Here is a 23485-nt window from a genome sequence, read left to right on the forward strand (position 1 = left end):
CACCGCACCGTGATGGTAGGGGGCCCTGACCCTGCCCGACTCTCGGGGGGGGGGAGAAGAGAAGCCCCCGCTCCCCCCCTCCCCCCCCCCTTCCCCCCCCCCCCCCCCCCCAAGGCTCAGTGGGAGCGCGTGTGCAGGTGCTGGTCGAGTGCCTCGAGCGCGCCCAGGGCGGAGCCGAGGGCGTCCAGTTCGCCGTCGGTCAGGGCGTGCAGCGCGTGCACGACATGGGCGCCCATGAGCTGCTTGACCTCGGTGAGCCGTTGCCGGGCGAGCGCCGTCAGGTGCAGGTGGGCGACCCGCTTGTCCGCGGGATCGGGCCGGCGCTCCAGCAGCCCCTGCTCGGTCAGCTGCGTGACGAGTGCGCTGACGTTGTTCGGCTTCATCAGCAGCGCTTCGGCCGCCGCGCGCACGGTGACGCCGTCATGGGCCTCGACGTGCCGCAGCAGCGCGAGTTGCCCCTCGGAGGGCTTGGGGTGCGGGTAGACCAGGTCCACCCGGCGCTCGAGGGCGCGGGACAGCGCGGGCAGGCACGCCACGAGGCTCGCGGCCAGGTGGTCGAGGTCCTGTGCGGACGCGCTGTGCCGGGACATGGGCCGAATATAGGTAAGCCGATATACCTATGTCAACATACCTAAAGCTGAACGGGGAGCGTGATCATCGTGTGATCATTTCGGGTTATCGTCTGCACATCAGCCGCACATACGGCCTGATCTGCGTAAACGTTGGTGTGAGGGGTGGGCTTCCGTGAGCGGGAAGACGATCGAGGACCTCCGGGTCGAGGTGGACGAGTTGGCGCTGTCCCTCGTCGGATGGCAGGTGGACGACGTCCGGGCACGCCTGGTGACGGACAGCTTCGACGACGTGCACTTCCAGGAGGTCGTCGTCTCCGGAACCGTCAGGTTCCTGCCCGAGGACTGGACGGACCGCTTCACCGGCGACGACCCGGACAGCTTCCCTCCTACTCTGCTGATCGGTCTGAGCCGCGCCGGCGCCCCGGACGCGGTCACCTACACCTACGCCCTGCTGGAGACGATCAAGAAGGCCGGGAAGCGGCCGGTGCGGTTCTCCCGGTCCAGCCGCATCTGGGAGTGCGAGACGCCGCTGCGCCCCGAGGAGATCGCGCTGCGGATGACCTCCTTCGACCTGGAGGAGACGAACATCGACTTCGTCCTGCCACCGGCGGCCCCGCAGGCACTGCCGCTGGACGTGGTCGACGACACCACGCGCGAGGCCGTACGGTTCAAGCCCACCGCGGGCGCCGCCGTCCTGGCCGGCGAGGACACCGACCGCCGCCTGGAGGTCCGGCTCGGCGGCTTCGCCGAATTCCAGACCGCGGACCGGCTGCTCGCGGATCTCGTCGACATGGAGGAGTGGCGCAGCCAGGACCTCGCCGAGGAGTGCCCGTTCGAGACCCCCGTGCCCGGCGTGGCCGTCGAGATCCTGGACAGCACCGGCTTCCTCCTGGATCAGCGGGAGACCTCGCTGTACGGCAGGATCCCCGTCACGGAAGGCGGACGGGTGCCCTCGCGCCAGCCGCGCTGGATCGCCCAGTACTCCTTCGACCTGGACGACCTGGCCGGCGAACCGGACCGTGTCGTCGTGCGTCTCCTGGACGCGGAGGACCTGTGACCGACCTGATCAGGGACGTCACCGTCCTGCAGCGGACCCTCGTCGCCGAGCACGCCCAGGCCCCGGGGCTGTTCCGCGAGATCGCGCGCATGGAGGAACTCCTCGCCGACACCTACCGCGACCGCGTGCCGTACGAACTGCTGCAGAACTCCGACGACGCCGGCGCCACCCGCGTGGTCGTGGAAGACCTCGGAGACGGCCGCTTCCGCTGGGGCAACAACGGCCGGCCGCTGAACGCGTCCGACGTGGAGGCGCTGTGCCGCAGCGCCAACTCCACCAAGACCCGGGGCGGCGACTCGATCGGCTACCGGGGCATCGGCTTCAAGTCGCTCGCCGCGATCGCCACACGCATCGAAGTCCAGTCGGCCGGCGTGCGGTTCGCCTTCGACCGGACGACGGCGGCGGCGCTGCTCGGCGGGGCGGGAGTCGACGCCGTGCCGCTGATCCGGATCCCCGGTGAGGTCGGCGCCGACCCGCACACCGAGCAGGTCGCCTTCACCGTCACGTGCCGCGGCGACAGCGCGGGGGCCCCGGGCGTGCTCGACCCGCTCAGCGCCCTCTTCCTGCGCAACGTCACCGAGATCCGTACGCTCACCGCCGGCGTGGGGCACGACATCCAGGTCGACCGGCAGCCCGGCGGTGTCGTCCTCCGCCTGGACGGGGAGGAAGCCGCCTTCGCGTTGCTGACTCACGGTTCGGCGACCGTCGCCGTACCGCTCGACGCGCGCGCCCTGGCCCTGACCGGCGTCCGGGGACGCCTGGCCTGCTTCCTGCCGCTGCAGGACGAGGTGGGACTGCCCGTCGTCGTCTCCGGCGACCTCCTCACCGACCCCTCCCGTACCCACGCGGTGACCGCGGACGGCTCGACCCGCCGGGTGCTCGCGGACGCCGCCCGTGCGCTCGCGGACGGACTGCGCTCGCCCGGGCACTCGGTGTTCGAGCGGCTGTGGCACCTCGTCCTGGACGGCGAGGATCTGCGCACGGTGATGCTCGCGGCCACCGACTCACCCGCCAAGCTGCTCGTGGCCGCGCTGCGGGAGGACATGACGGCGCACCGCCCGCCGTTCGCCCACTCGCCGCTGCCCCTGACCCCGCACGACGTGGCCGTCCTCTTCCCGGCCGGCGCGCCGCACGTGCTGTACCAGGCGGGCAACCAGTCCGCCGCCCGCGCGCTCAAAGCGGTCCTCGGCCTCGCCGGCCTCGACTTCAGCAGCGTGCTCGCCGGAACCGACCCGTCCCTGCTGTCCGACGAACTCCGCACCCGGCTCGCCGCCCACCTGCGCGAACTCGCCCGGACTCACGGGCGCAAGCTCACACCGGCCGAGAGCCGCCTCGTGGACGACGGCACGGTCCAGCCCGCCGCACCCGCCCCCTTCCCGCAACCGTCCCGTGACGACGGCCCCCGTGTGACCAGGGCCGCCGGAGGTTCGGCCGGTTCCCTGGCCGCCGTACTGACCCGCTGGCGGGCGGCCGAGGTCGCCACCATGGAGTACCTCAACCGACTCGGCTGGAGCCTGCGCGACGTCAGCGCACAGAACGTCGGCTACGACCTGGAGGGGACCGATCCACGCGGGCAGCCGGTGCGGATCGAGGTGAAGAAGGTCGACCGCCCCGACGCACGGTTCGCCATGACCAACAACGAGATGTCGCTGATGCTGACGGAGCCGGGCGGCTATCTCCTGGCCCTCCTCGTCGGAGACGGCCGGCACGCCCGCCTCATGCTGCTCGACCCCTCCCGCAACGACCTCCCCAAGGAGCGCGTCTGCCGCCGCTGGGACTGGGAGTTCACCGACTGGTCACGCTTCGCCGTCCCGGTCGAGCCCACCGGATGAGCCTGCCTCCCAGCTCCTGCCGATATCGTATAGCGGAAATCTAATGCCGCGAAGCGGAATGGCAGGGTTGGGGGCGGGAGTATGCGGCGCCGGATGAGGGTGGGAGCGCTCGGTCGCGGGTCCGGGCCGCACGTGCTGCGCGGCCTCGGGCAGGTCATGTTCCAGGGCAACGCTTGGACGGGCGCCCTCTTCGCCGTGGCACTGTGCTCGGCCGACTGGCGGTACGGCGCCTACGGACTGGGCGGCGCCGCCCTGGGCACCGGCACCGCGGCTCTGCTGGGCGTGCCCCGCGACCGGGTGCGGATCGGGCTGGAGGGCTTCAACTCCTGCCTGACCGCGCTGTGCTTCGCGGTGTTCCTCGGCGCGGGCAGACCGTCCACGGTACTGCTCGCCGCCGCAGGCTGCGTCGTGGTCACCGTCGTCACGGCAGCGGTCGTCCGGCTGCTGGGCGTGTGGAACCTGCCGGCGCTGACCATGCCGTACTGCCTGCTGGCGGGCGCGGTGACCGTCGCCGCGCCCGCCTTCCGGCGGATCCGGCCCCCCGGCGACACCATCGCCGCCCTGCCCCGTGCGGCCTCCGGACCCACCGCCCTGAGCCTGCCCGATGTGGGGCGGGCGTTCTTCCGCAACGTGTCCCAGGTCTTCTTCCTGGACCAGTGGTACGCGGGGGCGCTGCTGCTCGCCGGCATCTTCCTGGCGAGCCGGACGGCGGGTCTCGCGGCCTGCTCCGGGAGCGCGACGGGCATCCTCACGGCCTGGGCGCTCGGAGCGCCGGCCGCGCGGATCGCCGACGGCACGATGGGCTGCAACGCGGTGCTCGTCGCCCTGGCGCTGTGCGGTGCGTTCCTCGCGGCCGCCCCGGCGACGCTGCTGTACGCGCTGCTCGGCGCCGCGACCGCGACGGCCCTCACACCGGCCCTCGCCGCCCTGCTCGCCCCGTCCGGCGGCCGCGCGTTCACCTGGCCGTTCGTCCTGACGGCACTCGGCTTCCTGCTGGCCGCCCGCTCCTTCCCGCGCCTGACCGGCCAGAATCCCGGCCGCGACGCGGCGCCGCCGCCCCGGTGGAGCCCGACACCCGGATGCGGCACCCCTAGGTGACGCGTGCCTTGTACGACTCCGGATAGCGCTGGGTGAACTTGACCACCCACACCAGCAGCGCGACGGGGATGACCCAGTTGAACCAGTCGCTCTGGGACGGGTGACGGATGGCCAGCCAGGTCGAGAGCGTCATCAGGGTGAAGGCCACGCCCCACACCGCTGTGAGCACCCGGTTGATGTGCTTGAAGACGGGGGAGTCCCAGAGGCTCTCAGGAGTCGACTCCCGGGCGTACTGGGCGGTGAAGGGGTCGAAGAGCAGCGATCCGAGCGCCACGACGGCCACCAGCCCGTTCGAGACCACCTGGGCGTACGTCTCGAGCCGGACGAGCTGCCCGCGGTCCAGGACCAGGGCGAGGACCGAGAGCACGGCGAAGAACGCGATGCCGGTCAGGTCGAGGACACGGATCTTTCCGCGGAGCAGGTCCTGCCCCGACAGCACCAGCGAGGCGATCAGCGCGGCGAGGGCGGCGTACTCCCAGGTGCTGGGCGAGGCGACCACCCCGAAGATGATCCAGGGCGCGAAAGCGAAGAACACACTGCCGCTGCCGACAGGCTTCCTGGCCGGGGCTTTCGTCGCCGGCTGCTGCACCATCGCAGCTCTCCCCTCGGATGCGCGACCGTCCCTCCGCCCCTTTCCGTCCATCATGCCGTCGGCCGCCACCGGTCGCATGCCGCATCGTGCGCGCGCCGCACGGCGGGCCCCTACGGTGAGAAGTGCGGTGCGGACGGGCGCGGGGGAGGTGCCGGCCGCCGCGTCAGCGGCGGCGGACGGCGGCGGGGAGAGCTGGTTCACGGTCTGGACGGAGCCGGCCCGGCGGGTACGAGTCCAGGCCGAAGACAGCGCGACGGCCGGGCACACCGTGAGCGCCCGCGACGCCTGGCTGCGAGCCGCCGGCTACTTCGGCACGGCCCTCGTCGCCGTCGACGCGTTCGCGGATCCCGAGGCACGGCTGCGTGAGGTGTTCCCGGAACACCGCGACTGCTTCGACCGTTTCCAGCGGGCCTGGGACCCGCCCGCGGGTACCGCGCCCTGCTGTTCGACGGCCCGGGCCAGCAGTCGATGCTGTGCGAACGCGGGCTCCCCTTCCGACCCGACTGGGAGAACGTCATCACCCCGGTCGTCGACTTCCTCCAGGCCCGCCCGGACGTCGACTCCCGGCGCATCGTCCTGGCCGGGATCAGCCAGGCCGGCTACTGGGTGCCCCGCGCGCTCGCGTTCGAGCACCGGATCGCCGCCGCGGTCGCCGATCCCGGGGTCGTGGGCGTGGTGGAGAGCTGGTGGCACAACCTCGGCCCCGACCTGCGCGCGCTGTGGGAGTCGGGCGACCGCGCATCCTTCGACGCGGTGGTCACCCAGGCGCTGGAGGAGGATCCCGCCCTCGCCGCGACATGGCACCGGCGGGCCAAGCCGTACGCCGTCGACTCCCCCTTCGACCTGCTCACCGAGGTCTCCCGGTACGACGTCACGCCGGTTATCGACCGGATCACCACTCCGCTGCTGATCACGGACCCCGAGGGCGAGCACTTCTGGCCCGGCGCCGCGCGGCGCCCGCACGACGCGCTGCCCGGCCCCAAGCGGCCGGTGCGCTTCACCGAGGCCGAGGGGGCGCATCTGCACTGCGAGCCGATGGGCCGCGCGCTGTTCGAACAACGCGTCTTCGACTGGCTGGACACCCTTCTGGCTTCCCTCGCGGACCGGTGAGCGACGACACCGGCCCCGGTCGGCGAACGCTCAGCCGAGGACGAGGGGGAGCCCCGCCGCGAGGTCGCCCAACGCGGCCTTCTCCGCGTCGTCCGGCAGACGACGCCCGGTGCCGATGAGCAGCGCGTCGGTGTCGGAGAACGAGGCCGGGAAGCGGGAACCGGCGATCTCCTCCAGCGCGGCCCGGGCCGCCGCGAGGGACTCGGCGGGCGGCCCGGCGGCCGACGGCCGATGCGCGATCAGGTCGAGGTGGTGCAAGGTCCATTCGAGCACGTACGCGCAGAGGTAGTCGCCGACGGTCAGCACCACGTCGCGGGTGTTCACCCGGAGCGTGCGATCGGCGAGTTCGGCGGCGCGGCCCGCGGCGGAACCGACGTCGTCCAAGTGGAACCTGAGCAACCCCGGATCGCCGTACGCGGCGGCCAGCCGGGGGATCAGCGCATCGAGCGGGTCCTCGCCGGTCGGAGGCGCGACGAGGTTCCAGTAGCCGACCGCGTCCACGGTCGGTTCGGTCTCGGCCGGCGTGACCAGGGTGATCAGGACGTCCTGGGCGTCGATGACCAGGTGGCACACCAGGTCCCGCACGAGCCAGCCGGTACATCCCGACGGCCGCTCGAAGTCCTCGTCCGGAGTCTCTGCGACCGCCTTCAGCAACGCCGTCCACGAGTGTGCGAAGAGATCCACTCCGGCACGGTAGTACCGGACCGGATCCCGTGGCACGTGGTTTTGTCACCGTGTCCGCGCGGGAGAAGAATGTGTCCGAGGGGAGGCGTCCCGGCCTCGGGAGGTGGCATGAGCACTTCAGCTGAACCAAGGGTCTCCGGCCTCGAGGTCCGGTCCATCGACTACGTCCCCCTCGACGAGCGGCACGGCAAGCTCTGGCATCTGGGCCCTCTGTGGTTCATGTCGAACGCCCAGATCGCCACCCTGGCGGTGGGGCTGATCAGCATCACCGAGGGCGGCAACCTGATCTGGTCGCTGCTGGCCATCGTCTCCGGCACCGTCATCGGCACCTTCTTCATGGCCTTCCACTCGGCGCAGGGCCCCCAACTGGGCCTGCCCCAGATGATCCAGTCACGGCCCCAGTTCGGCTACGTCGGCGCCCTGCTGGTGTGGCTCTTCGCGTACGTGCAGTACGCCGGCTTCAACGTCTTCAACAGCATCCTCGCCGCCGACTCCCTGCACACCACGCTGCACGGCAGCGTCAAGCTGTGGGTGGTCGTCGTCACCGTCGTCGCACTGGGCATCGCACTGGTGGGCTACGACGTCATCCACAAGGCCGAGCGGCTCCTGACCTACACCTTCCTGGTCGTCTTCGGCGTCTTCACCGTCGGCGTCCTGGTCGGCCTGCACTACCCGGCAGGCTCCTTCGACCTCGACGCCTTCGCATGGACGCCGTTCCTGGCCCAGTTCGGCGTGGTCGCCGGCTACCAGATCAGCTGGGCCATCTACGTCTCGGACTACTCGCGCTATCTCCCGCCGGACGTGACCGTCCGCAAGACCTTCTACTGGACGTACTTCGGCTCCGCGCTCGGCGGCATCTGGCTGATGGTGCTCGGAACGCTGCTCGCCGCCTGGGCCGGCAAGGACTTCGAGACCATCGCGTCCATCAACGCCGCCGGTGACAAGGTGTTCAGCGGCTTCGGCGCGATCGTGCTGCTCTTCGCCGCCCTGGGCCTGGTGTCCGTCACCGCGCTGAACATGTACGGCGGTTCGCTCACGCTCATCAGTGCCATCGACTCGTTCAAGCGGGTACGGCCGACGCTGGGCGTACGACTGCTGACCATCGGCCTGACCGCGGCGCTCTCGCTGATCGGCGCGCTGTCCGCCACCTCCAATTTCCTTGCGAACTTCAACAACTTCCTGCTGCTGGTGCTCTACCTGTTCATCCCGTGGACCGCGGTGAACCTCATGGACTACTACGTCGTACGCCGTGGCCATTACGCCATCGCCGAGATCTTCAAGCCGAACGGCATCTACGGGCGTTGGGGCCGGCACGGCATCATCGCGTACGTGGTCGGCTTCGCCGTCATGATCCCGTTCTTCTCCGTCGGCACGCTGTACGTCGGCCCCGCGGCCGAGGCGCTCGGCGGAGCGGACATCTCCCTGTTCATCGGGCTCCCGGTGTCCGCGGCGCTGTACTGGTGGCTGACTCGCTCCATCGACGTGGCGGCCGAGACCCGCCTGGCCCGGGCGGAGGAGGAGGAACTGGAGCGCGCGGCGCACGAGCACCGCGAGCCCTGACCCCGTGCGGCGCCGCCGCCCGGGGCGCCCTCCGGCAAGGTGCCGGGTGGGCGGCGGTGGGCGATTCTGTAAGGGTGTGGGGTGTCCCGGCCGGTCGCATACCGGCGGCCTACGCCGCCGCGGGCCGCCGGGCCCTGCGCGTGACGCTGGTCGCCGCGGCCGGCTTCTACCTCTTCCGCTACGGCCTCGGCCGCCCCGTCGCGGCGACCTACGCCCTGTTCGCCGCGGTGGCCCTCGGCGGACTCTCCCGCATCCCCGGCACCGGACGGCAGCGTGCCGCGACGGCAGCACGTCTGCTGCCGGTGTCGTGGGTGCTGGTGGTCATCGGCACCTACCTCTCGGTGCAGACGTGGAGCGCCGTCGTCGGCATGCTGGTGGTCGGCTTCACGCTGGCCTTCTCCGCCGTGGGCGGGCCACGTCCGGCGGGGGCGGCGCCGGGCCTCCAACTGCTCTACATCCTGCCGTCCTTCCCCCCGTACGACCCCGGCTCGCTCGGCGACCGGCTGACCGGCACGACCACCGGACTGGTGCTGTTCATCGCCGCCGAGGCGCTGATCCTGCCCGAGCCCGGTCCGCCGCCCTACCTCGACCGGGTCGCCCGGGCCGCCCGGACCGCCGGGCACTGCGCGACACTCCTCACCGCACCCCCGTACGCCCTGACCGACGCGGACTCCCGGGCGGCCCTGGAGAGCGGGCAGGCGCTGCGGCCCCTGACCGTGCCCGAGGCGGAGCGCCCGGCCGGGCCGGGGGTGCGCGATCGCGCCCTCGCCCACACCGGTCTGGCCACCCGGGCCCTGCTCAGCCGGCTGGCGCGACTGCCCTCCGTACCGGGGAGGCGTCCGGGAACCGAGGTGAGCACCGTGCTTCAGGCCGTGGCGCGACTGGCCACTGCGAGCGAAGCCTGTCTGCACGGGGGGCCGTCCCCCGTGGCGCCGCACACGTCACTGGTCGCCGCACGCGCACACCTCTCGGCCGCGTCCGCGGGCCCCGCTTCCACCAAGCCCTCCCGCGCCGTCGCCCGGGCTTCCGATCGCGTCAGCGGGGATGCCGACCGGCCCGCCACGGCTTCCGCCCTCCCGCCCGCCGTGCTCCGCCGGCACGCCGCCGTGCTGGAGATCGCCGACGCCGCGCTGGCCATGGGCACGGCGGCCGATCTGGCGGTACGGGGCCGCCACGCCTCGGTGGAGGTGGCGCGGGGCCGCTTCTGGTACGCCGGATCCCGGGCCCCCGTCCTGTGGTGGCACCGCATGCGCGGTCACGCCGGGCGACGGTCGGTGTTCTTCCAGAACGCGGTCCGTATCGCCCTGGCTCTGACGGCGGCCCGGCTCGTGGCCGGGGTGGACACGCTGCCGCACGGGTTCTGGGCCATGCTGGCGACGCTCACCCTCACCCGGACCACCATGGACGAGACCTGGAGCACCATCCGCCTGGCGCTCACGGGCACACTGGCCGGAGCCCTGGTCACCGCCGGCCTGTTCACCCTGGTGGGGGGCGACACCGCGGTGTACGCGGCCGTGCTGCCGGTGTGGATGCTGTTCACCTTCACGGTGGGACCGGTGAAGGGCGTGGGCTGGGCGCAGGGCCTGTTCACCGTGCTCGTGGCGCTCGTCTTCGCCCAGCTGGCACCGCCGACGTGGCGGTTGGCGGAGGTCAGGATGCTGGACGTGCTGGTCGGCAGCGCGATCGGCGCGGTCTTCGGTCTGCTGGCCTGGCCCCGTGGAGCCCACGACGAGCTGCGCCACACGGCGGCGGATCTGCTGCGCCGAGCGGCCGAGATCGTGGTGGCCACCGGTGCCTCGGTGGCGGGAGGCGGTGTGGTGGCCGCCGCCTCGACGGGGGTTCCCGGCCACCGGTCCCTGCAGCGTGCCCTCATCCTCGCGGAGTCCGCGTACGCGCAGTTCCAGAGTGAGCCGACGCCCTTCGGCGGCCGGGGGCGCCGTGCCGCCCTGCCCGCCGCGGACTGGCAGGCGTTGCTGATGACCGGGCACCACACGCTGTGGGGCTCCGACCGGTTGCTGGAGCCACCGCTCGCCACTCTGGACGCGGCGGCGGCGGAGTCGGTCGACGGGCTGGGGGAGCGGGTGGCCGGCCGGATGCTGCTCGTCTCGGCGGCGGTCGACCCCGGAGACGACACCCCGACCGCGCGGCTGCCCCTGATCGATCCGACCCTCGCGGAGTCCGGCACGGAACCACGCGATGCCCCGCGGCTCTACTACGCGACCGTGTCATGGCTGGACTCACTGCTGACCGACCTGACCCGTGTCGCCCACGGCGGACCCCCACCTGAAGCCGGCCCGGAACCGAAGCCGGCCCGCGGCTGACCCTCACCGGTCGGCGAGGACCGGGGACTGCGGCAAGGGGCCGCACCGCCGGCAGGGGGGGCGCCCCTGTCCTCGCCGCGAAGCCGTAGCGGCGAGAACTCGTTCACGAACAAGTGTTATCCGAGGCGCTCCGAGCGGTCTCCCAGGCATCGGACACAATCGTTCGGCGTCGAGGACGGGAAGCATTTGATGAGCGCACAGCACGCGGTGGAGACGGCGGCACTGGTGACCGCTGCCCGAGAGGGTGACACGCAGGCTCAGGACGCCCTGGTCAGCGCGTACCTTCCGCTGGTCTACAACATCGTGGGGCGGGCTCTGAACGGCTCGGTGGACGTCGACGACGTGGTGCAGGAGACCATGCTGCGCGCCCTCGACGGGCTGGGCGGGCTGCGTACTCCCGAGCGGTTCCGCTCCTGGCTCGTGGCGATCGCGATGAACCAGGTCCGGGGGCACTGGCAGGACCGGCAGTCCGCCCCGGGCGCGGTGGAGGAGGCGGAGGACCTGGCCGATCCGGGCGCCGACTTCGTCGACCTGACGGTGGTGCAGCTCCAGCTCTCCGGGCAGCGCCAGGAGACCGCGCGGGCGACGCGCTGGCTGGAGCCGGACGACCGGGGGCTGCTGTCCCTGTGGTGGCTGGAGTGTGCCGGTGAGCTGACCCGGGCCGAGGTGGCCGCGGCGCTGGACCTGTCGCCCCAGCACACGGCGGTCCGGGTACAGCGCATGAAGGCGCAGCTGGAGGCGGCCCGCGTGGTGGTGCGAGCGCTCGACGCGCGGCCGCTGTGCGAGGAACTCAGGGTCGTACTGGCCTCCTGGGACGGCAGGCCCTCGGCGCTGTGGCGCAAGCGAATAGCCCGGCACGCTCGCGGGTGTGCCGGCTGCTCCGGTCTGTGGAGCGGACTGATGCCCGCGGAGGGACTGCTGGCCGGCCTGGCGCTGGTCGCGGCCTCGTCCGCGCTGCTCGCGAGCGTGCGCTCCGCCTCGGGCGGGATGGCCGTGGCCGGTTCCGCGACCCGGCTCGGCACGTCCGGCGGCCGGAGCGGGTCCGCGCCGGGAACCGGCCGGCGCGCCGCAGGTCGCAGGGCCGCCTCCCGCAGCGAGTCCCGTCGGCGCCGGCGCCTGCGCCGCCGGGCCGTCAGCGGTGCCGTCGTCGCGGCCTGCGTGGCGGGCGGTGGCCTCTGGTACTTCGGCACGGACCCGGGGACCGGCGGCGACGGCGGCGCGACCGCCGAGCGGACCGCGGGCGTCCCGGTGGTGGACCTCTCCGCACCCAGCGCCGTCGAGACCTCACCGTCGGCCTCGCCCTCCGCGTCGCCGTCCGCGACGAAGTCGAAGAAGGCGACCGCCTCCAAGTCCCCGAGCCCCGTCAGGAAGAGCACGCCCACGCCCCGGCGGACCACCCGTCCCGCTCCGGTCCCGTCCGCGACGCCGCAGACGCAGTCCGCCCCGACGGACACCGTCGGCCAGGTGGTCGCGCTGGTGAACAAGGAACGGGCGGCCGCCGGCTGCGGCCCGCTCACCGAGGACCCGCAACTGGAGCAGGCGGCACAGAGCCACTCGGACGACATGGCCGCCCGCGGCTTCTTCGACCACACCAACCCGGACGGGGCCGACCCCGCACAGCGCATCACCGCGACGGGCTACCGCTGGTCCACCGAGGGGGAGAACATCGCGCAGGGCCAGCAGAGCGCGGAGTCCGTGATGGATTCCTGGATGAACAGCCCCGGCCACCGCGCGAACATACTCAACTGCTCCTACAAGGACATCGGCGTGGGCGTCCACAAGGGCGCGGGCGGCCCCTGGTGGACGCAGGACTTCGGCGCCAAGATGTGACACCGCCTCAGCGGTGGCCGCGGCGCGGTCCGACCGGGCCCCCGGCCGGCCTGAGCCGCCGCCTTCAGCCGCCGTGCTCGGCCGTCGTGCTCGGCCGCCTTCAGGACCGTTCGGCCGAGCCGATCTCGCGCAGTATCCCGAACGCGCGCAGCAGAGGCGCCGGGCCGGCGTCCGTGATGCCGGCCGCGCGCCGCGCCCGGCGCGTCCGCAGTACGGCACGCACCGCGGAGAGCGCGGCGCACGCGATCACGGCCGCCTCCAGGTCGGCGTCCGGCGTGTCCGCGGGCAGCCTGCGCCGCACCAGCACGGTGAGCCGCTCCTCGAAGTCGGAGAAGGCCTGCACCAGGCGGGCCGTGACGACGTTCTCGATGTCCTCCAGCGGGTGACCGAGGGCGGTCAGGGTGGAGGCCGCGAACGGCTCGGCCGCCTCCAGCAGGGCGTTGCACACCGCGTCCAGGGGTGCCTCGCCGGCCGGGCGTTCGGCCAGGGCGTTCTCGACGTAGGCGAAGATCTGGACGCCGTCGGGCAGCAGCAGCGCTTCCTTGCCGTCGAAATAGCGGAAGAACGTGCGCACGGAGACGTTCGCGTGCGCGGCGATGTCCGCGACCGTGGTGCCCTCGAACCCGCGCTCCGCGAACAGGCGCGCGGCACCTTCCAGCAGCAGGCGCCGCGTCTCCTCCTTCTTGCGTTCACGCAGTCCGGCGGGGGCGGTCTCACTCGGCATGGGCGAAGCCTGTGCCAACGGTGTCGCGACTGTCAATCGGCACGCGTGCCACGCGGAGGCATCGCGACAGCTAAAAGTCACTCATGCCAATTGTCATGCGTGCCACCTTGTCTCTACAGTTCGTGTCACTCGTGACACTTTCCTGGGAGGCGCCAGTGCCCCGACGTTCGCAGCACGGCCGCCTCGGCGCCTTCTGCGCCCGGCATCCGGCCGCGGTCATCGCCGCCTGGCTGCTGATCCTCGGCATGGCGCTGGCCGGCCGGCACCTCGCCGCGCCCGTGTTCAGCGACCAGATCAGCCTGCCCGGCACCGCCTCGCACACCGGTGCCGACCTCCTCGCCACCTCCATGCCCCAGGCGGGCCGGCCCAGCGGCAAGGTCGTCTTCCACAGCGACACCGGCACCGTGGCCGACCAGCGCTCCGCGCTCGACCGCACCCTGGCCGACCTGCGTGACCTGCCGCGCGTCACCGCCGTCTCCGCGCCCGTGACCAGCGACGACGGCCGCACCGCATACACCACCGTCTCCTTCGACGAGCAGCTGAAGAACCTCGGCCACGACTACACCGGGCGACTCGACAAGGCGACGCAGGCCGCCCGGAAGGCGGGCCTCGGCGTCGCCTACGGAGGCGACCTCGACCAGGTGGTCCGTGAACCGGCCGACGACAAGCTGAGCGAGGGCGTGGGCGTCCTCACCGCCCTGGTCATCCTGCTGCTGGCCTTCGGCAGCGTCCTCGCCGCCCTGCTCCCGCTGGTCACCGCGCTGATCAGCGTCGGAGTCGGCCTCGGTATCGTCGGCATCGTCGCCGCCACCCTCTCCTTCGCGACCTCCGCCACGACCCTGGCCGGCATGATCGGCCTCGGCGTCGGCATCGACTACGCCCTGTTCCTGACCACGCGCTTCCGCCAGGACCTCATCGAGGGGCACGATCCGGTCGAGGCCGCCGCCCGCACCACACGCACCAGCGGACGAGCGGTCCTCGTCGCCGCCCTGACCGTGGCCGTCGCGATGCTGAGCCTGTACGCGTGCGGGCTGAGCTTCATCGGCAAGATCGGCCTGGCGGCCACGCTCGCCGTGATCGTGACCGCCGCTGCCGCCCTCACGCTGGTTCCGGCGGCCCTGGGCCTGGTCGGCAGGCGCATCGACCGGCTCCGGCTGCGCCGCCCCGTCGCCGAGGGCAGGGGAGGGCACGACGGCCGGCACCGCTACGCGGAACTCGTCGCCCGGCGCCCGTGGACGTTCCTGACCCTCGGCCTCGCCCTCCTCTGCCTGTGCTCCATGCCGTTGCTGTCGATGCGCCTCGGCCACGTCGACGCCGGTGCCGACCGACCCGGCAGCAGCACCCGCACCGCGTACGACTGGATCGCGCGGGCCGAAGGGCCGGGCTTCGGAGCGGGCGCGAACGGCCCGGTCCTCACGGTGATCGACGTCAGCGAGGCGAAGACACCCGTCGACCGGATCGCGAACGACGTGACCACCGCACTGCGGCACACCCACGGCATCGCGTCCTTCACCCCGCTCAGGGCGAGCGCCGACCGGAAGGTCCTCGTCACCACGGTCACCCCGGCCGCGGGCCCGCAGGACGCCGCGACCGACACCCTGCTCGACACCCTCTCCGGGCGAACGCTGCCCGAAGCCCTCGACGGCACCGGAGCCGAGGGCCTTCTCACGGGCAGCGTGGCCGGCCAGGCCGACTTCCGCGACACGGTCGGCGAGCGGCTGCCCCTCGTCATCGGCATCGTCCTGGTCCTCGCCTTCCTGCTGCTCATGGCGGTCTTCCGCAGCGTGGTGATCCCCCTCAAGGCCGTCGTCCTCAATCTCTGCACCACGGCCGCGTCCTACGGCGTGCTCGTCGCGGTCTTCCAATGGGGCTGGGGCGACAAACTGCTGGGCCTGTCCGAACCGGTGCCCATCGAGTCGTACGTCCCGATGATGATGTTCGCCATCGTCTTCGGGCTGTCCATGGACTACGAGATCTTCCTGCTGTCCCGGATCGCCGAGGCCTGGCACCGCACCGGTGACAACCGGCTCGCCGTGGGAGAGGGACTGTCCGCGACGGCCCGCGTGATCTCCGCCGCGGCCTTCATCATGACCGCGGTGTTCCTGTCCTTCACCGCCTCGCCGACCGTGGTCGTGAAGATGCTCGCCCTGGGACTCGCGATCAGCGTGATCGTCGACGCCACGGTGGTCCGCCTGGTCCTGGTGCCGTCCGCCATGTTCCTCATGGGCGGGGCGAACTGGTGGCTGCCCCGCCGGCTCGACCGGGTCCTCCCGCGCCTGCACGCGTGAACATCCCCCACCCGTCCCCGATCCCCCGTCCCCGTCCCGACCGATCCGGAGCAAGTGACCACGTGACCTCGAACCGCCGGACGAAGACCCGCATCCTCGTCGCGCTCACCGTGACCCTGGCCGCCCTCGTGTGCGCGACCGATCTCCTGGTCGAGCACAGGACCGAGGAGCGGGTCGCCGCCCAGGCTGCGCACCGGCTGAAACCGGACGGGCCCGTGCACGCCGACCTCACCACGCCGCTCGCGGGGTTGCGCACCCTCGGCGGGGAGGTCGGCGACGTCGAGATCAGCGCCCGGGGTGTACGCCGTCAGCACACGGTGATGGACGTGACCGTCCGCCTGAAGGGCGTCACGACGGACGGTCGCAGCGCCGGCGGCACCGCAACCGCCACCGTGGGATACGACCAGGTCACCCGGCGCCTGGGCGCGCTGGGCGACGGCCAGACGGCCGGCGGCCGGGACGGCGACCTGATCCTCGGCGGGAGCGTCGGCCGCCTGGGTCTGCCCGTCACCGTGCGGGCCAGGCTGTCGACGACGCCGGACGCGTTCACCATCACGCCCACCACGGTGAGCGTCCTCGGCCGCGGCGTGGCGGTCGAGAACCTCGCCGGCCTGCCGGCCGCGGCCGGACTGCGGGACCGGCTCGAGCCCCGGACCGTGCACGTCACCGGGCTGCCCCATGGCGTCGCGCTCACCTCGGCGCACGCCGCCGGCAACGGCCTCGTCCTCGGCTTCTCGATCGCCGCCGGACCGACCCCGAGCGCGGGCGCGGGAGCCGCCTGACCGTCCGGGCGGCGGCGCCCGAAGGGGCGTCGACCGGGGAAGAATCCAGGCCTTCCGCCGGTTCCACCAGTACGTACCGAGCGGCCGTCGATCGGCCGCTCGCGGACGGTAATAGGCTGAGTGACCGTACGACCGGCACGTCGACGACCGTGCCGCGCCGAAGCGTGAGGGAGCGACCGATGACAGTGGGAACCGAGCGAGCCGTACTGGCGGGCGGTTGTTTCTGGGGCATGCAGGACCTGATCCGCAGGCAGCCGGGCGTCGTGTCCACACGCGTCGGCTACAGCGGAGGTGACACCCCGAACGCCACGTACCGCGATCACGGCGACCATGCCGAGGCCATCGAGATCCTCTTCGATCCCGCGGCCACGAGCTACCGCGACGTCCTGGAGTTCTTCTTCCAGATCCACGACCCGACCACGAAGGACCGCCAGGGCAACGACCTGGGGCGCAGCTACCGGTCCGCCATCTACTACGGCGACGAAGAACAGCACCGCGTCGCCGTGGACACGATCGCGGACGTCGAGGCGAGCGGCCTGTGGCCGGGCAAGGTGGTCACGGAGGTCGAGCCCGTGGGCGACTTCTGGGAGGCGGAGCCCGAGCACCAGGACTACCTGGAGCGCTACCCCGACGGCTACACCTGCCACTTCCCGCGCCCCGACTGGAAGCTGCCGCGCCGGGCCTCCTCCACGACGCACTGAGCGGGCTCACGGACGAGGCGCCGCACCTTCGTCGACCGGCAGGGGAACGGGCTCGTGCGGCGATCGCACACCGGTGTCGCGGTGGCCGGCACCGGTGTCGTGCGCCCCGGGCGAGACCCTTCCCGGACGGACTCGGTGCAGCGCCAGATGCAGCACCGGTACGAGGACACAGGTGACCGCGGCACTGTGCCACAGCAGCGCGTCGAGCCGGCCCGCGGCCAGATAGGCGCCCGCGGCGACAGCGGCCACCGCGCACACGCCGCGGTCCACGATGCTCTCCACCGACAGCAGCGTGGCCCGCGGGGCGTCCGCCGGGACGGCGTCGTTGACGAGCTTGCGCTGCACCGGATAGACGAACCCGGTGATCGCGGCGAACGCGCACAACAGCCCGACCACGGCCCAGGGCCCGCCGACGGCGGTGCCCGCGAGGGTGCCGGCGAGCGCCACGCTCAGCACGGACACCCACACCGCGGGCGACAGCCGACGCCCCAGCCACTGCGGGCGGGCCGAGGCCACCGCCTCGGCGACCGTCATCGCCGCGAGCACACCGCCGTGCGCGCTCTCCCCGATGCCGTGCTCCAGGAGCACCGGCTGGAACAGGTTGACCTGGCAGATCCGGGACAGCGTGAAGACCGCCACCCCCTGCACCATGAGCAGGGCCAGCCAGGGTGAGGACCTGAGGGCGCGCCAGGCGGCGCCCGTGTCACGCAGGAGGGTTCCGCCCCGCCGCGCACGGGCGCGAGGCCGGGCGTCCGGACCAGGCGCGACGAGCCGCGGCAGGGCCAGGGCGCAGCCGAGGGAACCGGCCGCGCTCGCCGCGCTGAGCACGTACGGCGTCTGCGGGGCCAGCGCCATCAAGGGCCCGACGAGCGGCCAGCACACGACCTTCGCGGCCAGCCCGAGGGCGCGCGCCGTGCCCTCGGCCCTCAGGTAGTGGGCGTCCGCCCCCTCGGCCCGCAACCCGTCGTAGAGGTAGGCGCTCGCAGCGCCCGACGTCAGGGACCGCCCGGCGGCGATGGCGAGGAAGTGCACGAGGAAACCCGTGTACGACGGGGCCAGTACCGGCGCCATGTTCGCCGCCGTCATCACCACCGCGCCCGCCCGCAGGCAGTTGCGGGCACCGATGCGGTCGGCGACGACTCCCGTCGGTATCTCGAACAGGCAGAAGGCGACGTAGTAGATGCTCTGGATGCCGAAGATCTGGCCGTCGGACAGGCCCGCGTCACGCTGGTAGGCGTAGAAGACGGGCATCCACCACAGCAGGTTGAACAGCAGTTGGAACCCGTTGTTGAGACGGATGACGCGCCGCGCGGCCGGAGTCGGAACCGGCCCGGGGGAGGGGGACCGCAGGAAGGGCATACGGCGCCTCACCGGGCGTAGGGGCGGACCTGCACGAGGTGGCAGGCCCCCTCGGCGGTCAGCAGCCACTCGATGTCCAGGGCCTCGTCCGGATCGTCCGCGCTGAAGTGCGACTGCAACAGCCGCCCCGTCAGCGCCAGCCGGCCCAGTGACGCGCGCGTCGCGGCCGGGAGGTCCTCGCCCGACGAGCCGACGTCGACCGTGCGCCCGCCGCCCTCGACGGTGTTGTAGAGGTACTGGTGCGGCAGGACCGTGCCGTCGACCACCCGCTCGGGCGAGCCGGGCGTGCAGTTGAGGTACACGTTGCGGAAGTCCTCGCGACGGGTCGGGTTGCAGGTCACCAGCACACCCCCGAGGCGGGCCGGCACATACTCCTGGACGATCACACCCATGTAGGTGTCGTCCAGGGAGATGCCGACCTGGTGCCGCAGCCGCACGCTGCGCGGCGACAGCAGCGACGCCCACACCTGCCGTACGGCGTCCATGAGTTGCTCCGCGCCCCGCACCGTGGTGACCGAGTCGTAGATCCCGGCGGCCGAGAAGCCGGGCAGGTCCTCGGCGTTCGAGGAGGAACGCACCACCAGACGACGCCCGTCGGCCACCGCACCCGCCACCGCCGCGGTGATCGCCCGCGCCACCTCCCCGGGCATCGGCGTACCGCGCATCAGGTGCTGGAGGCTCAGGCACAGAGGGTCGACCACGTCGAACGCCTCGAGTTCGAGCGCCATCTTCAGCTTGCCTATGCCCTGTTGCAGCGCGGGCGACGAGGTCAGGAAGAGATGGTGCAGACGGAACGGAAGCGCCACGCCCTCGGGGGCCCGGACCGTCTCCGCCACGTGTACGGCCGCCGCGGCCCGCAACCGCTCCGGCGCCGTGCCGGCCTCGCCGAGCCGGGCGGCGAGATGGCCCAGCAGATCGGGCCGTGGCGGACGCGGGCGCGCGTAGAAGACCGTCAGGTCCGCGGTGCGGCTGTCCAGGACGTGGTGGAGTTCCCCGAGGTTGGCCGCCTTGGTGCCGTAGCTGTCGCGGTCCGCGCGCCGCAGCCGGTGCAACGCGAGGATCGGCGCGTCCTCCAGCAGCGGTGTCTCGATGCGGATGCGCTGCTGGTGCCAGGTGGGCCTCTCCAGCGTCGGCGCGCCGGGCAGCCGCTCCAGGGTGATGGTGTCCTCCCGGACGCGGTAGCGCACCCACGCGCCGTCGAGGCGGCGCTCGCGCACCAGGGCGTCGAGGTCGCGCACGATCGCGTTCGGGATGTTCCAGCCCGAGGCGAGGACGTTGGTGTGCGAGAGCGGAGTGGTGGGGAGCGTGTTGATGAACCCGGCGACCCGGGGCACGTCGTCGGGCAGACACGGCATCGCGACGATGTCCGACCAGCCCAGTTCCGCGGCGGCCCGCTCGTACTCCGCCGTGGTGCGGAAGCAGCGCAGCCGGCCCTCGGCCTCACCGGGGTTGAGACAGGTGCGGGTCCGGTTGCCGAACAGTTCGTGGCTGAGGATGCGCGGTACGCGGATCTCGCTGACCGAGGCCAGCTCATGTTCCTGTCCGTGGTTGGCGGGCTTCAGCAGCAGCGGCAGGCGTCCGTCGACCCGTCCGCGCACGTAGAGGTAGAACTCCTCCAGCAGCGCGGCGGGCATGGTGTCCGCCTCGGTCGTCTCCAGCACGAGGAAGGGCCGCTCGGTGCCGTCCGCCTCCTCGTCGGTGTGCAGGGACAACACCCCCAGCAGGAAGCGGCGTTCGGGAGCCATGTACACGGAGGCGTTGAACGCGTCCAGATCCGCGTCCAGTTCGTCCAGGGTCAGGCCGAGGACGCGGGTCGCGATGTAGTTGACGTGGAAGGGATGCACCCGCGTGTCGAGCAGATGCCAGGTGTGCTCGGCACGGTCCACCACGACCTTGAGGTACGGGTGTCCGGCCAGCACCCCGGACAGGGCGCGGAACAGCGGCAGCGAGAGGTTGGCGCCGACGACGGTACGGTCGCCCGAGGCGTCGGGCACGCCCGCCTCTTCCGGTGCGAGCGTCATGCCCGGGCCCCCTCGGTGACGTCCGTGGGCAGGATGCGCGGCAGGGCGTCCACCAGGGCGGTGAAGTCGCGGACCACCGCCTGCGGCCGCTCGGCCGACAACAGGCACAGGCCCGCCATGGTGTTGGCGCCGGCGGCCGGATCGTAGACCGGCACCAGGGTGCCGTCCGGCAGCGAGGCCTCGCGGACGACGGACAGGGTGCTGCCCGCGGCGACCGGTGCGGAACGCACGACGGTCGCGGAGTCCCACCGATGGCGCCGGAGCCAGGGGGAGCCGTCGCCGTGCACGGCGAGGACCACCAGGGACCCGGCCGCGCCCTCGGCGTCCTCGGGCGTCAGCGCCCGTGCGGGCCAGACGGGACGGCCGCCGAGCAGCTGGTCGGTGAACATACCGACCAGGTCGAGACCGAAGACCTCCTCGATCTGCGGCACGGTCATCGCGCCGCCGAACCGCGCGGCCGTCTCGATCACCCACATCCGGCCGTCCGCGCCCAGCTTGATCTCCGTGTGGGTGCCGCAGTCCTCGAGCCCGAGGGCGTCCACGGAACGCCGGGCCAGCTCCACGATCCTGCGCTGGGCCGCACTCCCGAGCGCGGCCGGGGTGATGCCGGCCCGCTCGGTGAACGGCGCCACCGTGGGCATCCGTCCGCTCAGGCAGACCGGACGGAAGACCCCGTCGACGACCACGCCCTCGACACTGACGTAGTCACCCCAGCCGGAGCCGTCGAACCATTCCTCGGCGCAGCCGCTGACGATCTCCTCCACGATGAAGTCCTCACAGGCACCGGCCACGTGCAGTTCCGCGAACCCGAGCAGCGCCGACTCCGCCATCACCGCGTGCGACCGCTCCCAGGCGTCCCGCACGTCCCCGGGCGCCTCGATGATCTGGTGCGCGGTCGAACCGGCGCTCCAGGCGGCCTTCAGCAGCAGCGGGAACGACAACTGGTCTGCGGCGCACTCCAGTTCGGCTGCCGTGGCGACGGCGCGGAACCGGGGCTGCGGTATGCCGCGGCGCTCCCAGGCGGCGCGCATCAGCCGCTTGTCGCGGGCGAGCGCGGCGGCGGGCCCGGCCCCCCGCAGCCCGAGCCGCCGGGACGCCTCGGCGACCGCGACCACCGCGTACTCCGAGAAGGTGACGACCGCGTCCGCGCCCACTTCGCGGGCTCGGGTGGTGATCAGCTCGACGAGGTCGCGCCCCTGCACCTCGAGGGCGGTGACGACCGAGGTGCATCGCCGTCCGGCGTCCGCCGCCACGGTGGCGGGCAGTTCGCTGAGTGCCAGCAGGTGCACCACGGACCTCGCGGCCACCCGGGCCAGGGCGTACCCCGCCGGGGGCCCGCCCTTGGCATGCACGTACAGCACCTTGCTCACGAAGACCCAACTCCTCTGATTCTCGGGGACGTTCCGCCGTCTCCTTCCAGCGAACCAGCCCCGGCTCCCGTCCGAGGGGCCTCGCTGCGCCAACCGCTCAGGCAAATGCCCAACCGGTGCGCGCCGTGGCCGTCCTGCGCGGGTCCGGTGATGCGCTAGTGCCCTTCCGGCCCAAAGGGGCGCGACTCGGGGCCGTTCCGCATGGCTGCCGCGCTACGGGATACGCATGAGGTGTTACGCAAAGTAATGTGGTGGAAGCTTGAAGGAGTTGGGCCGTGCACGAGTCCGATCTCAAGACATTGCTCGCTTCCCTTCCGGTGTCCTGGTGGGAGGCCGACGGCGGACTGCGAGTGGTCGACAGCGGGGGCGGCGCGTTCGGTGACGAGCGCACCGCCCGCCGCTTTCTGGAAGCCCTCTGCGCCGACCGCGGAGGCCCGTCCGGTTCACCCGACGCCGGTCCCTTCCAGGCGTGCTTCGAGGGACGGGTCTTCGACGTGAACTGGCCGGCCCGCGGCGACGGCCCGGACCGGCCCGGCAGCAGGGGAGTGGCGGTCGAGGTGGGGGGCCGGCCGGACGAGGGGCCGTACGCCTCGTTCGCCGACCTCACCCCGGCCGCGGCCTTCGTACGGGACGCCACCGGCCGCTACCTGTGGGCCAACCACGCCTACGCGCACCTGTACGGCACCACGCGCGACGCCGTGATCGGCCGCCACCTCGCCGACCTCGACGGACCCGACGACGTCGCCCGGTTCCTCGCCCTGGACCAGGAGGTCCTGACGCGGGGCAGATCCGTACGGCACACCCTCACCTACCGGCGTGCCGACGGATCCCCCGGGCGCGCCGCGGGCTACCGCTTCCCCGTCCGCTGGGGCGAGGGGCGCTGTGTGGCCGGCATCTACGTCGACATCAGCGACTACACCCGGGTGCTGGACCAACGGCGCCGGGCCGAGGAGGACTTACGGGCCCTACGGGACCACAGCGGCCTGCCCTGCGTCCGGCTGTCCCCGGACGGACGGGTGGGGGAGGCCAGCACGGCGGCCGCCGAACTCCTGCGCCTGCGGCTCTCCGACCTCATCGGGCTGCCGGCCGACAGCCTGCTGGCCCGGACGCCCGAGCGGGGCACCCTGCACCGGATCTGGGCCGACCTCGTCGGCGGCCGGCGCAGGAGTGCCCGCACCTCCGCCGTGCTCGTCGACGGGGACGACGGACAGCGCCGGGCCCGGGTGCACCTGAGCGCCGTGTGCCGTACCTCGAATCGGGTGTCCGGCGTGTGGGCCGTCCTCACCGATCTCGGACTGCGCCACGCGGCGTACCCGCCCCTGACGGCCACCCAGGTGCGCATACTCGCCCTGCTGGCCGCCGGGCGCAGCAACGCGGACATCGCGGGGACCCTGCACCTCTCGCGGCAGACGGTGGACTACCACCTGAGCCGGCTACGCGACCTCCTGGGCGCCGCCACCCGCCCGGCCCTGGTCGCCCGCGCCTATGTGCTCGGCGTTCTCTCCCCCCAGGCCTGGCCGCCGCGGTCCGCCACGGCGGCGCATCCGCTGAGCCCGGTCTGAGCGAACCGGCCCCGGTTTCGGC

At 72.6% G+C, this 23485-nt stretch carries 18 protein-coding genes; 11 read left to right on the forward strand and 7 right to left on the reverse strand.

Annotation, left to right across the window (positions count from 1 at the left end; genetic code table 11):
- Positions 1 to 116 precede the first annotated feature (116 nt).
- A complete protein-coding gene (locus ACZ5CW_RS24360; protein WP_468604684.1) occupies positions 117 to 590 on the reverse strand; it encodes a MarR family winged helix-turn-helix transcriptional regulator in 474 nt (157 codons plus the stop codon).
- Between the two features lie 154 nt (positions 591 to 744).
- On the opposite strand from ACZ5CW_RS24360, the gene ACZ5CW_RS24365 reads away from it, so the two are divergent.
- The 3 genes from ACZ5CW_RS24365 to ACZ5CW_RS24375 all read left to right on the forward strand — a co-directional run bounded on the left by ACZ5CW_RS24365 (position 745) and on the right by ACZ5CW_RS24375 (position 4559).
- Positions 745 to 1629 (forward strand): hypothetical protein, encoded by an 885-nt coding sequence (locus tag ACZ5CW_RS24365; protein ID WP_468604686.1) that lies wholly within the window; start codon positions 745 to 747, stop codon positions 1627 to 1629.
- Positions 1626 to 3461, forward strand: coding sequence for a sacsin N-terminal ATP-binding-like domain-containing protein (locus ACZ5CW_RS24370; RefSeq protein ID WP_468604688.1), 1836 nt, complete (start codon positions 1626 to 1628; stop codon positions 3459 to 3461). The genes ACZ5CW_RS24365 and ACZ5CW_RS24370 overlap by 4 nt, the downstream gene beginning before the upstream one ends.
- Before the next feature lie 93 nt (positions 3462 to 3554).
- Positions 3555 to 4559: an urea transporter gene (locus ACZ5CW_RS24375; RefSeq protein WP_468604690.1), complete on the forward strand. Its 1005-nt coding sequence runs from the start codon at positions 3555 to 3557 to the stop codon at positions 4557 to 4559.
- Here the strand turns inward: ACZ5CW_RS24375 and ACZ5CW_RS24380 are convergent.
- On the reverse strand, positions 4552 to 5151 hold the full coding sequence (locus ACZ5CW_RS24380; RefSeq protein ID WP_468604692.1) for a hypothetical protein: 600 nt from the start codon (positions 5149 to 5151) through the stop codon (positions 4552 to 4554). The genes ACZ5CW_RS24375 and ACZ5CW_RS24380 overlap by 8 nt on opposite strands.
- Before the next feature lie 468 nt (positions 5152 to 5619).
- Between ACZ5CW_RS24380 and ACZ5CW_RS24385 the strand changes: the two genes are divergently transcribed.
- A complete protein-coding gene (locus ACZ5CW_RS24385; protein WP_468604694.1) occupies positions 5620 to 6261 on the forward strand; it encodes an alpha/beta hydrolase family protein in 642 nt (213 codons plus the stop codon).
- Positions 6262 to 6291: 30 nt separating this feature from the next.
- Here ACZ5CW_RS24385 and ACZ5CW_RS24390 read toward each other — a convergent pair whose 3' ends face one another.
- Complete coding sequence (locus ACZ5CW_RS24390) at positions 6292 to 6945, reverse strand: maleylpyruvate isomerase N-terminal domain-containing protein (protein ID WP_468604696.1); 654 nt, start codon at positions 6943 to 6945, stop codon at positions 6292 to 6294.
- A gap of 108 nt (positions 6946 to 7053) precedes the next feature.
- On the opposite strand from ACZ5CW_RS24390, the gene ACZ5CW_RS24395 reads away from it, so the two are divergent.
- From ACZ5CW_RS24395 to ACZ5CW_RS24405, 3 genes are all read left to right on the forward strand, one after another.
- Positions 7054 to 8505, forward strand: coding sequence for a purine-cytosine permease family protein (locus ACZ5CW_RS24395; RefSeq protein ID WP_468604698.1), 1452 nt, complete (start codon positions 7054 to 7056; stop codon positions 8503 to 8505).
- Positions 8506 to 8561: 56 nt separating this feature from the next.
- Complete coding sequence (locus tag ACZ5CW_RS24400) at positions 8562 to 10826, forward strand: FUSC family protein (protein WP_468604700.1); 2265 nt, start codon at positions 8562 to 8564, stop codon at positions 10824 to 10826.
- 189 nt (positions 10827 to 11015) lie between these two features.
- A complete protein-coding gene (locus ACZ5CW_RS24405) occupies positions 11016 to 12656 on the forward strand; it encodes a sigma-70 family RNA polymerase sigma factor (RefSeq protein WP_468604702.1) in 1641 nt (546 codons plus the stop codon).
- 100 nt (positions 12657 to 12756) lie between these two features.
- On the opposite strand, the gene ACZ5CW_RS24410 is transcribed toward ACZ5CW_RS24405, so the two are convergent.
- Positions 12757 to 13380 (reverse strand): TetR/AcrR family transcriptional regulator, encoded by a 624-nt coding sequence (locus ACZ5CW_RS24410; protein WP_468604704.1) that lies wholly within the window; start codon positions 13378 to 13380, stop codon positions 12757 to 12759.
- A gap of 155 nt (positions 13381 to 13535) precedes the next feature.
- On the opposite strand from ACZ5CW_RS24410, the gene ACZ5CW_RS24415 reads away from it, so the two are divergent.
- The 3 genes from ACZ5CW_RS24415 (at position 13536) to msrA (ending at position 17151) form a co-directional block, all read left to right on the forward strand.
- Entirely contained in the window at positions 13536 to 15668 is a 2133-nt protein-coding gene (locus ACZ5CW_RS24415) for an MMPL family transporter (RefSeq protein ID WP_468604706.1), read from the forward strand.
- Between the two features lie 62 nt (positions 15669 to 15730).
- Positions 15731 to 16450, forward strand: coding sequence for an LmeA family phospholipid-binding protein (locus ACZ5CW_RS24420; RefSeq protein ID WP_468604708.1), 720 nt, complete (start codon positions 15731 to 15733; stop codon positions 16448 to 16450).
- 179 nt (positions 16451 to 16629) lie between these two features.
- The gene (gene msrA / locus ACZ5CW_RS24425; RefSeq protein WP_468604710.1) at positions 16630 to 17151 is read left to right on the forward strand and encodes a peptide-methionine (S)-S-oxide reductase MsrA; all 522 of its coding nucleotides are present in this window, start codon (positions 16630 to 16632) and stop codon (positions 17149 to 17151) included.
- A 6-nt stretch (positions 17152 to 17157) separates the two neighbouring features.
- Here the strand turns inward: msrA and ACZ5CW_RS24430 are convergent, their stop codons facing one another.
- From ACZ5CW_RS24430 to ACZ5CW_RS24440, 3 genes are read right to left on the reverse strand one after another with little or no spacing between them, the layout of a single operon-like run.
- Positions 17158 to 18510 (reverse strand): MFS transporter, encoded by a 1353-nt coding sequence (locus ACZ5CW_RS24430; protein ID WP_468604712.1) that lies wholly within the window; start codon positions 18508 to 18510, stop codon positions 17158 to 17160.
- A gap of 8 nt (positions 18511 to 18518) precedes the next feature.
- A complete protein-coding gene (locus tag ACZ5CW_RS24435) occupies positions 18519 to 20531 on the reverse strand; it encodes a PEP/pyruvate-binding domain-containing protein (protein ID WP_468604714.1) in 2013 nt (670 codons plus the stop codon).
- Complete coding sequence (locus tag ACZ5CW_RS24440) at positions 20528 to 21901, reverse strand: ATP-grasp domain-containing protein (RefSeq protein WP_468604716.1); 1374 nt, start codon at positions 21899 to 21901, stop codon at positions 20528 to 20530. The genes ACZ5CW_RS24435 and ACZ5CW_RS24440 overlap by 4 nt, the downstream gene beginning before the upstream one ends.
- A 275-nt stretch (positions 21902 to 22176) precedes the next feature.
- On the opposite strand from ACZ5CW_RS24440, the gene ACZ5CW_RS24445 reads away from it, so the two are divergent.
- Positions 22177 to 23463 carry a PAS domain-containing protein gene (locus ACZ5CW_RS24445; protein WP_468604718.1) on the forward strand — a complete coding sequence of 429 codons (1287 nt, stop codon included), beginning with the start codon at positions 22177 to 22179 and terminating at the stop codon, positions 23461 to 23463.
- The last annotated feature ends 22 nt before the right edge of the window (positions 23464 to 23485 follow it).

It is taken from the genome of Streptomyces sp. NPDC031379, from assembly GCF_055569615.1.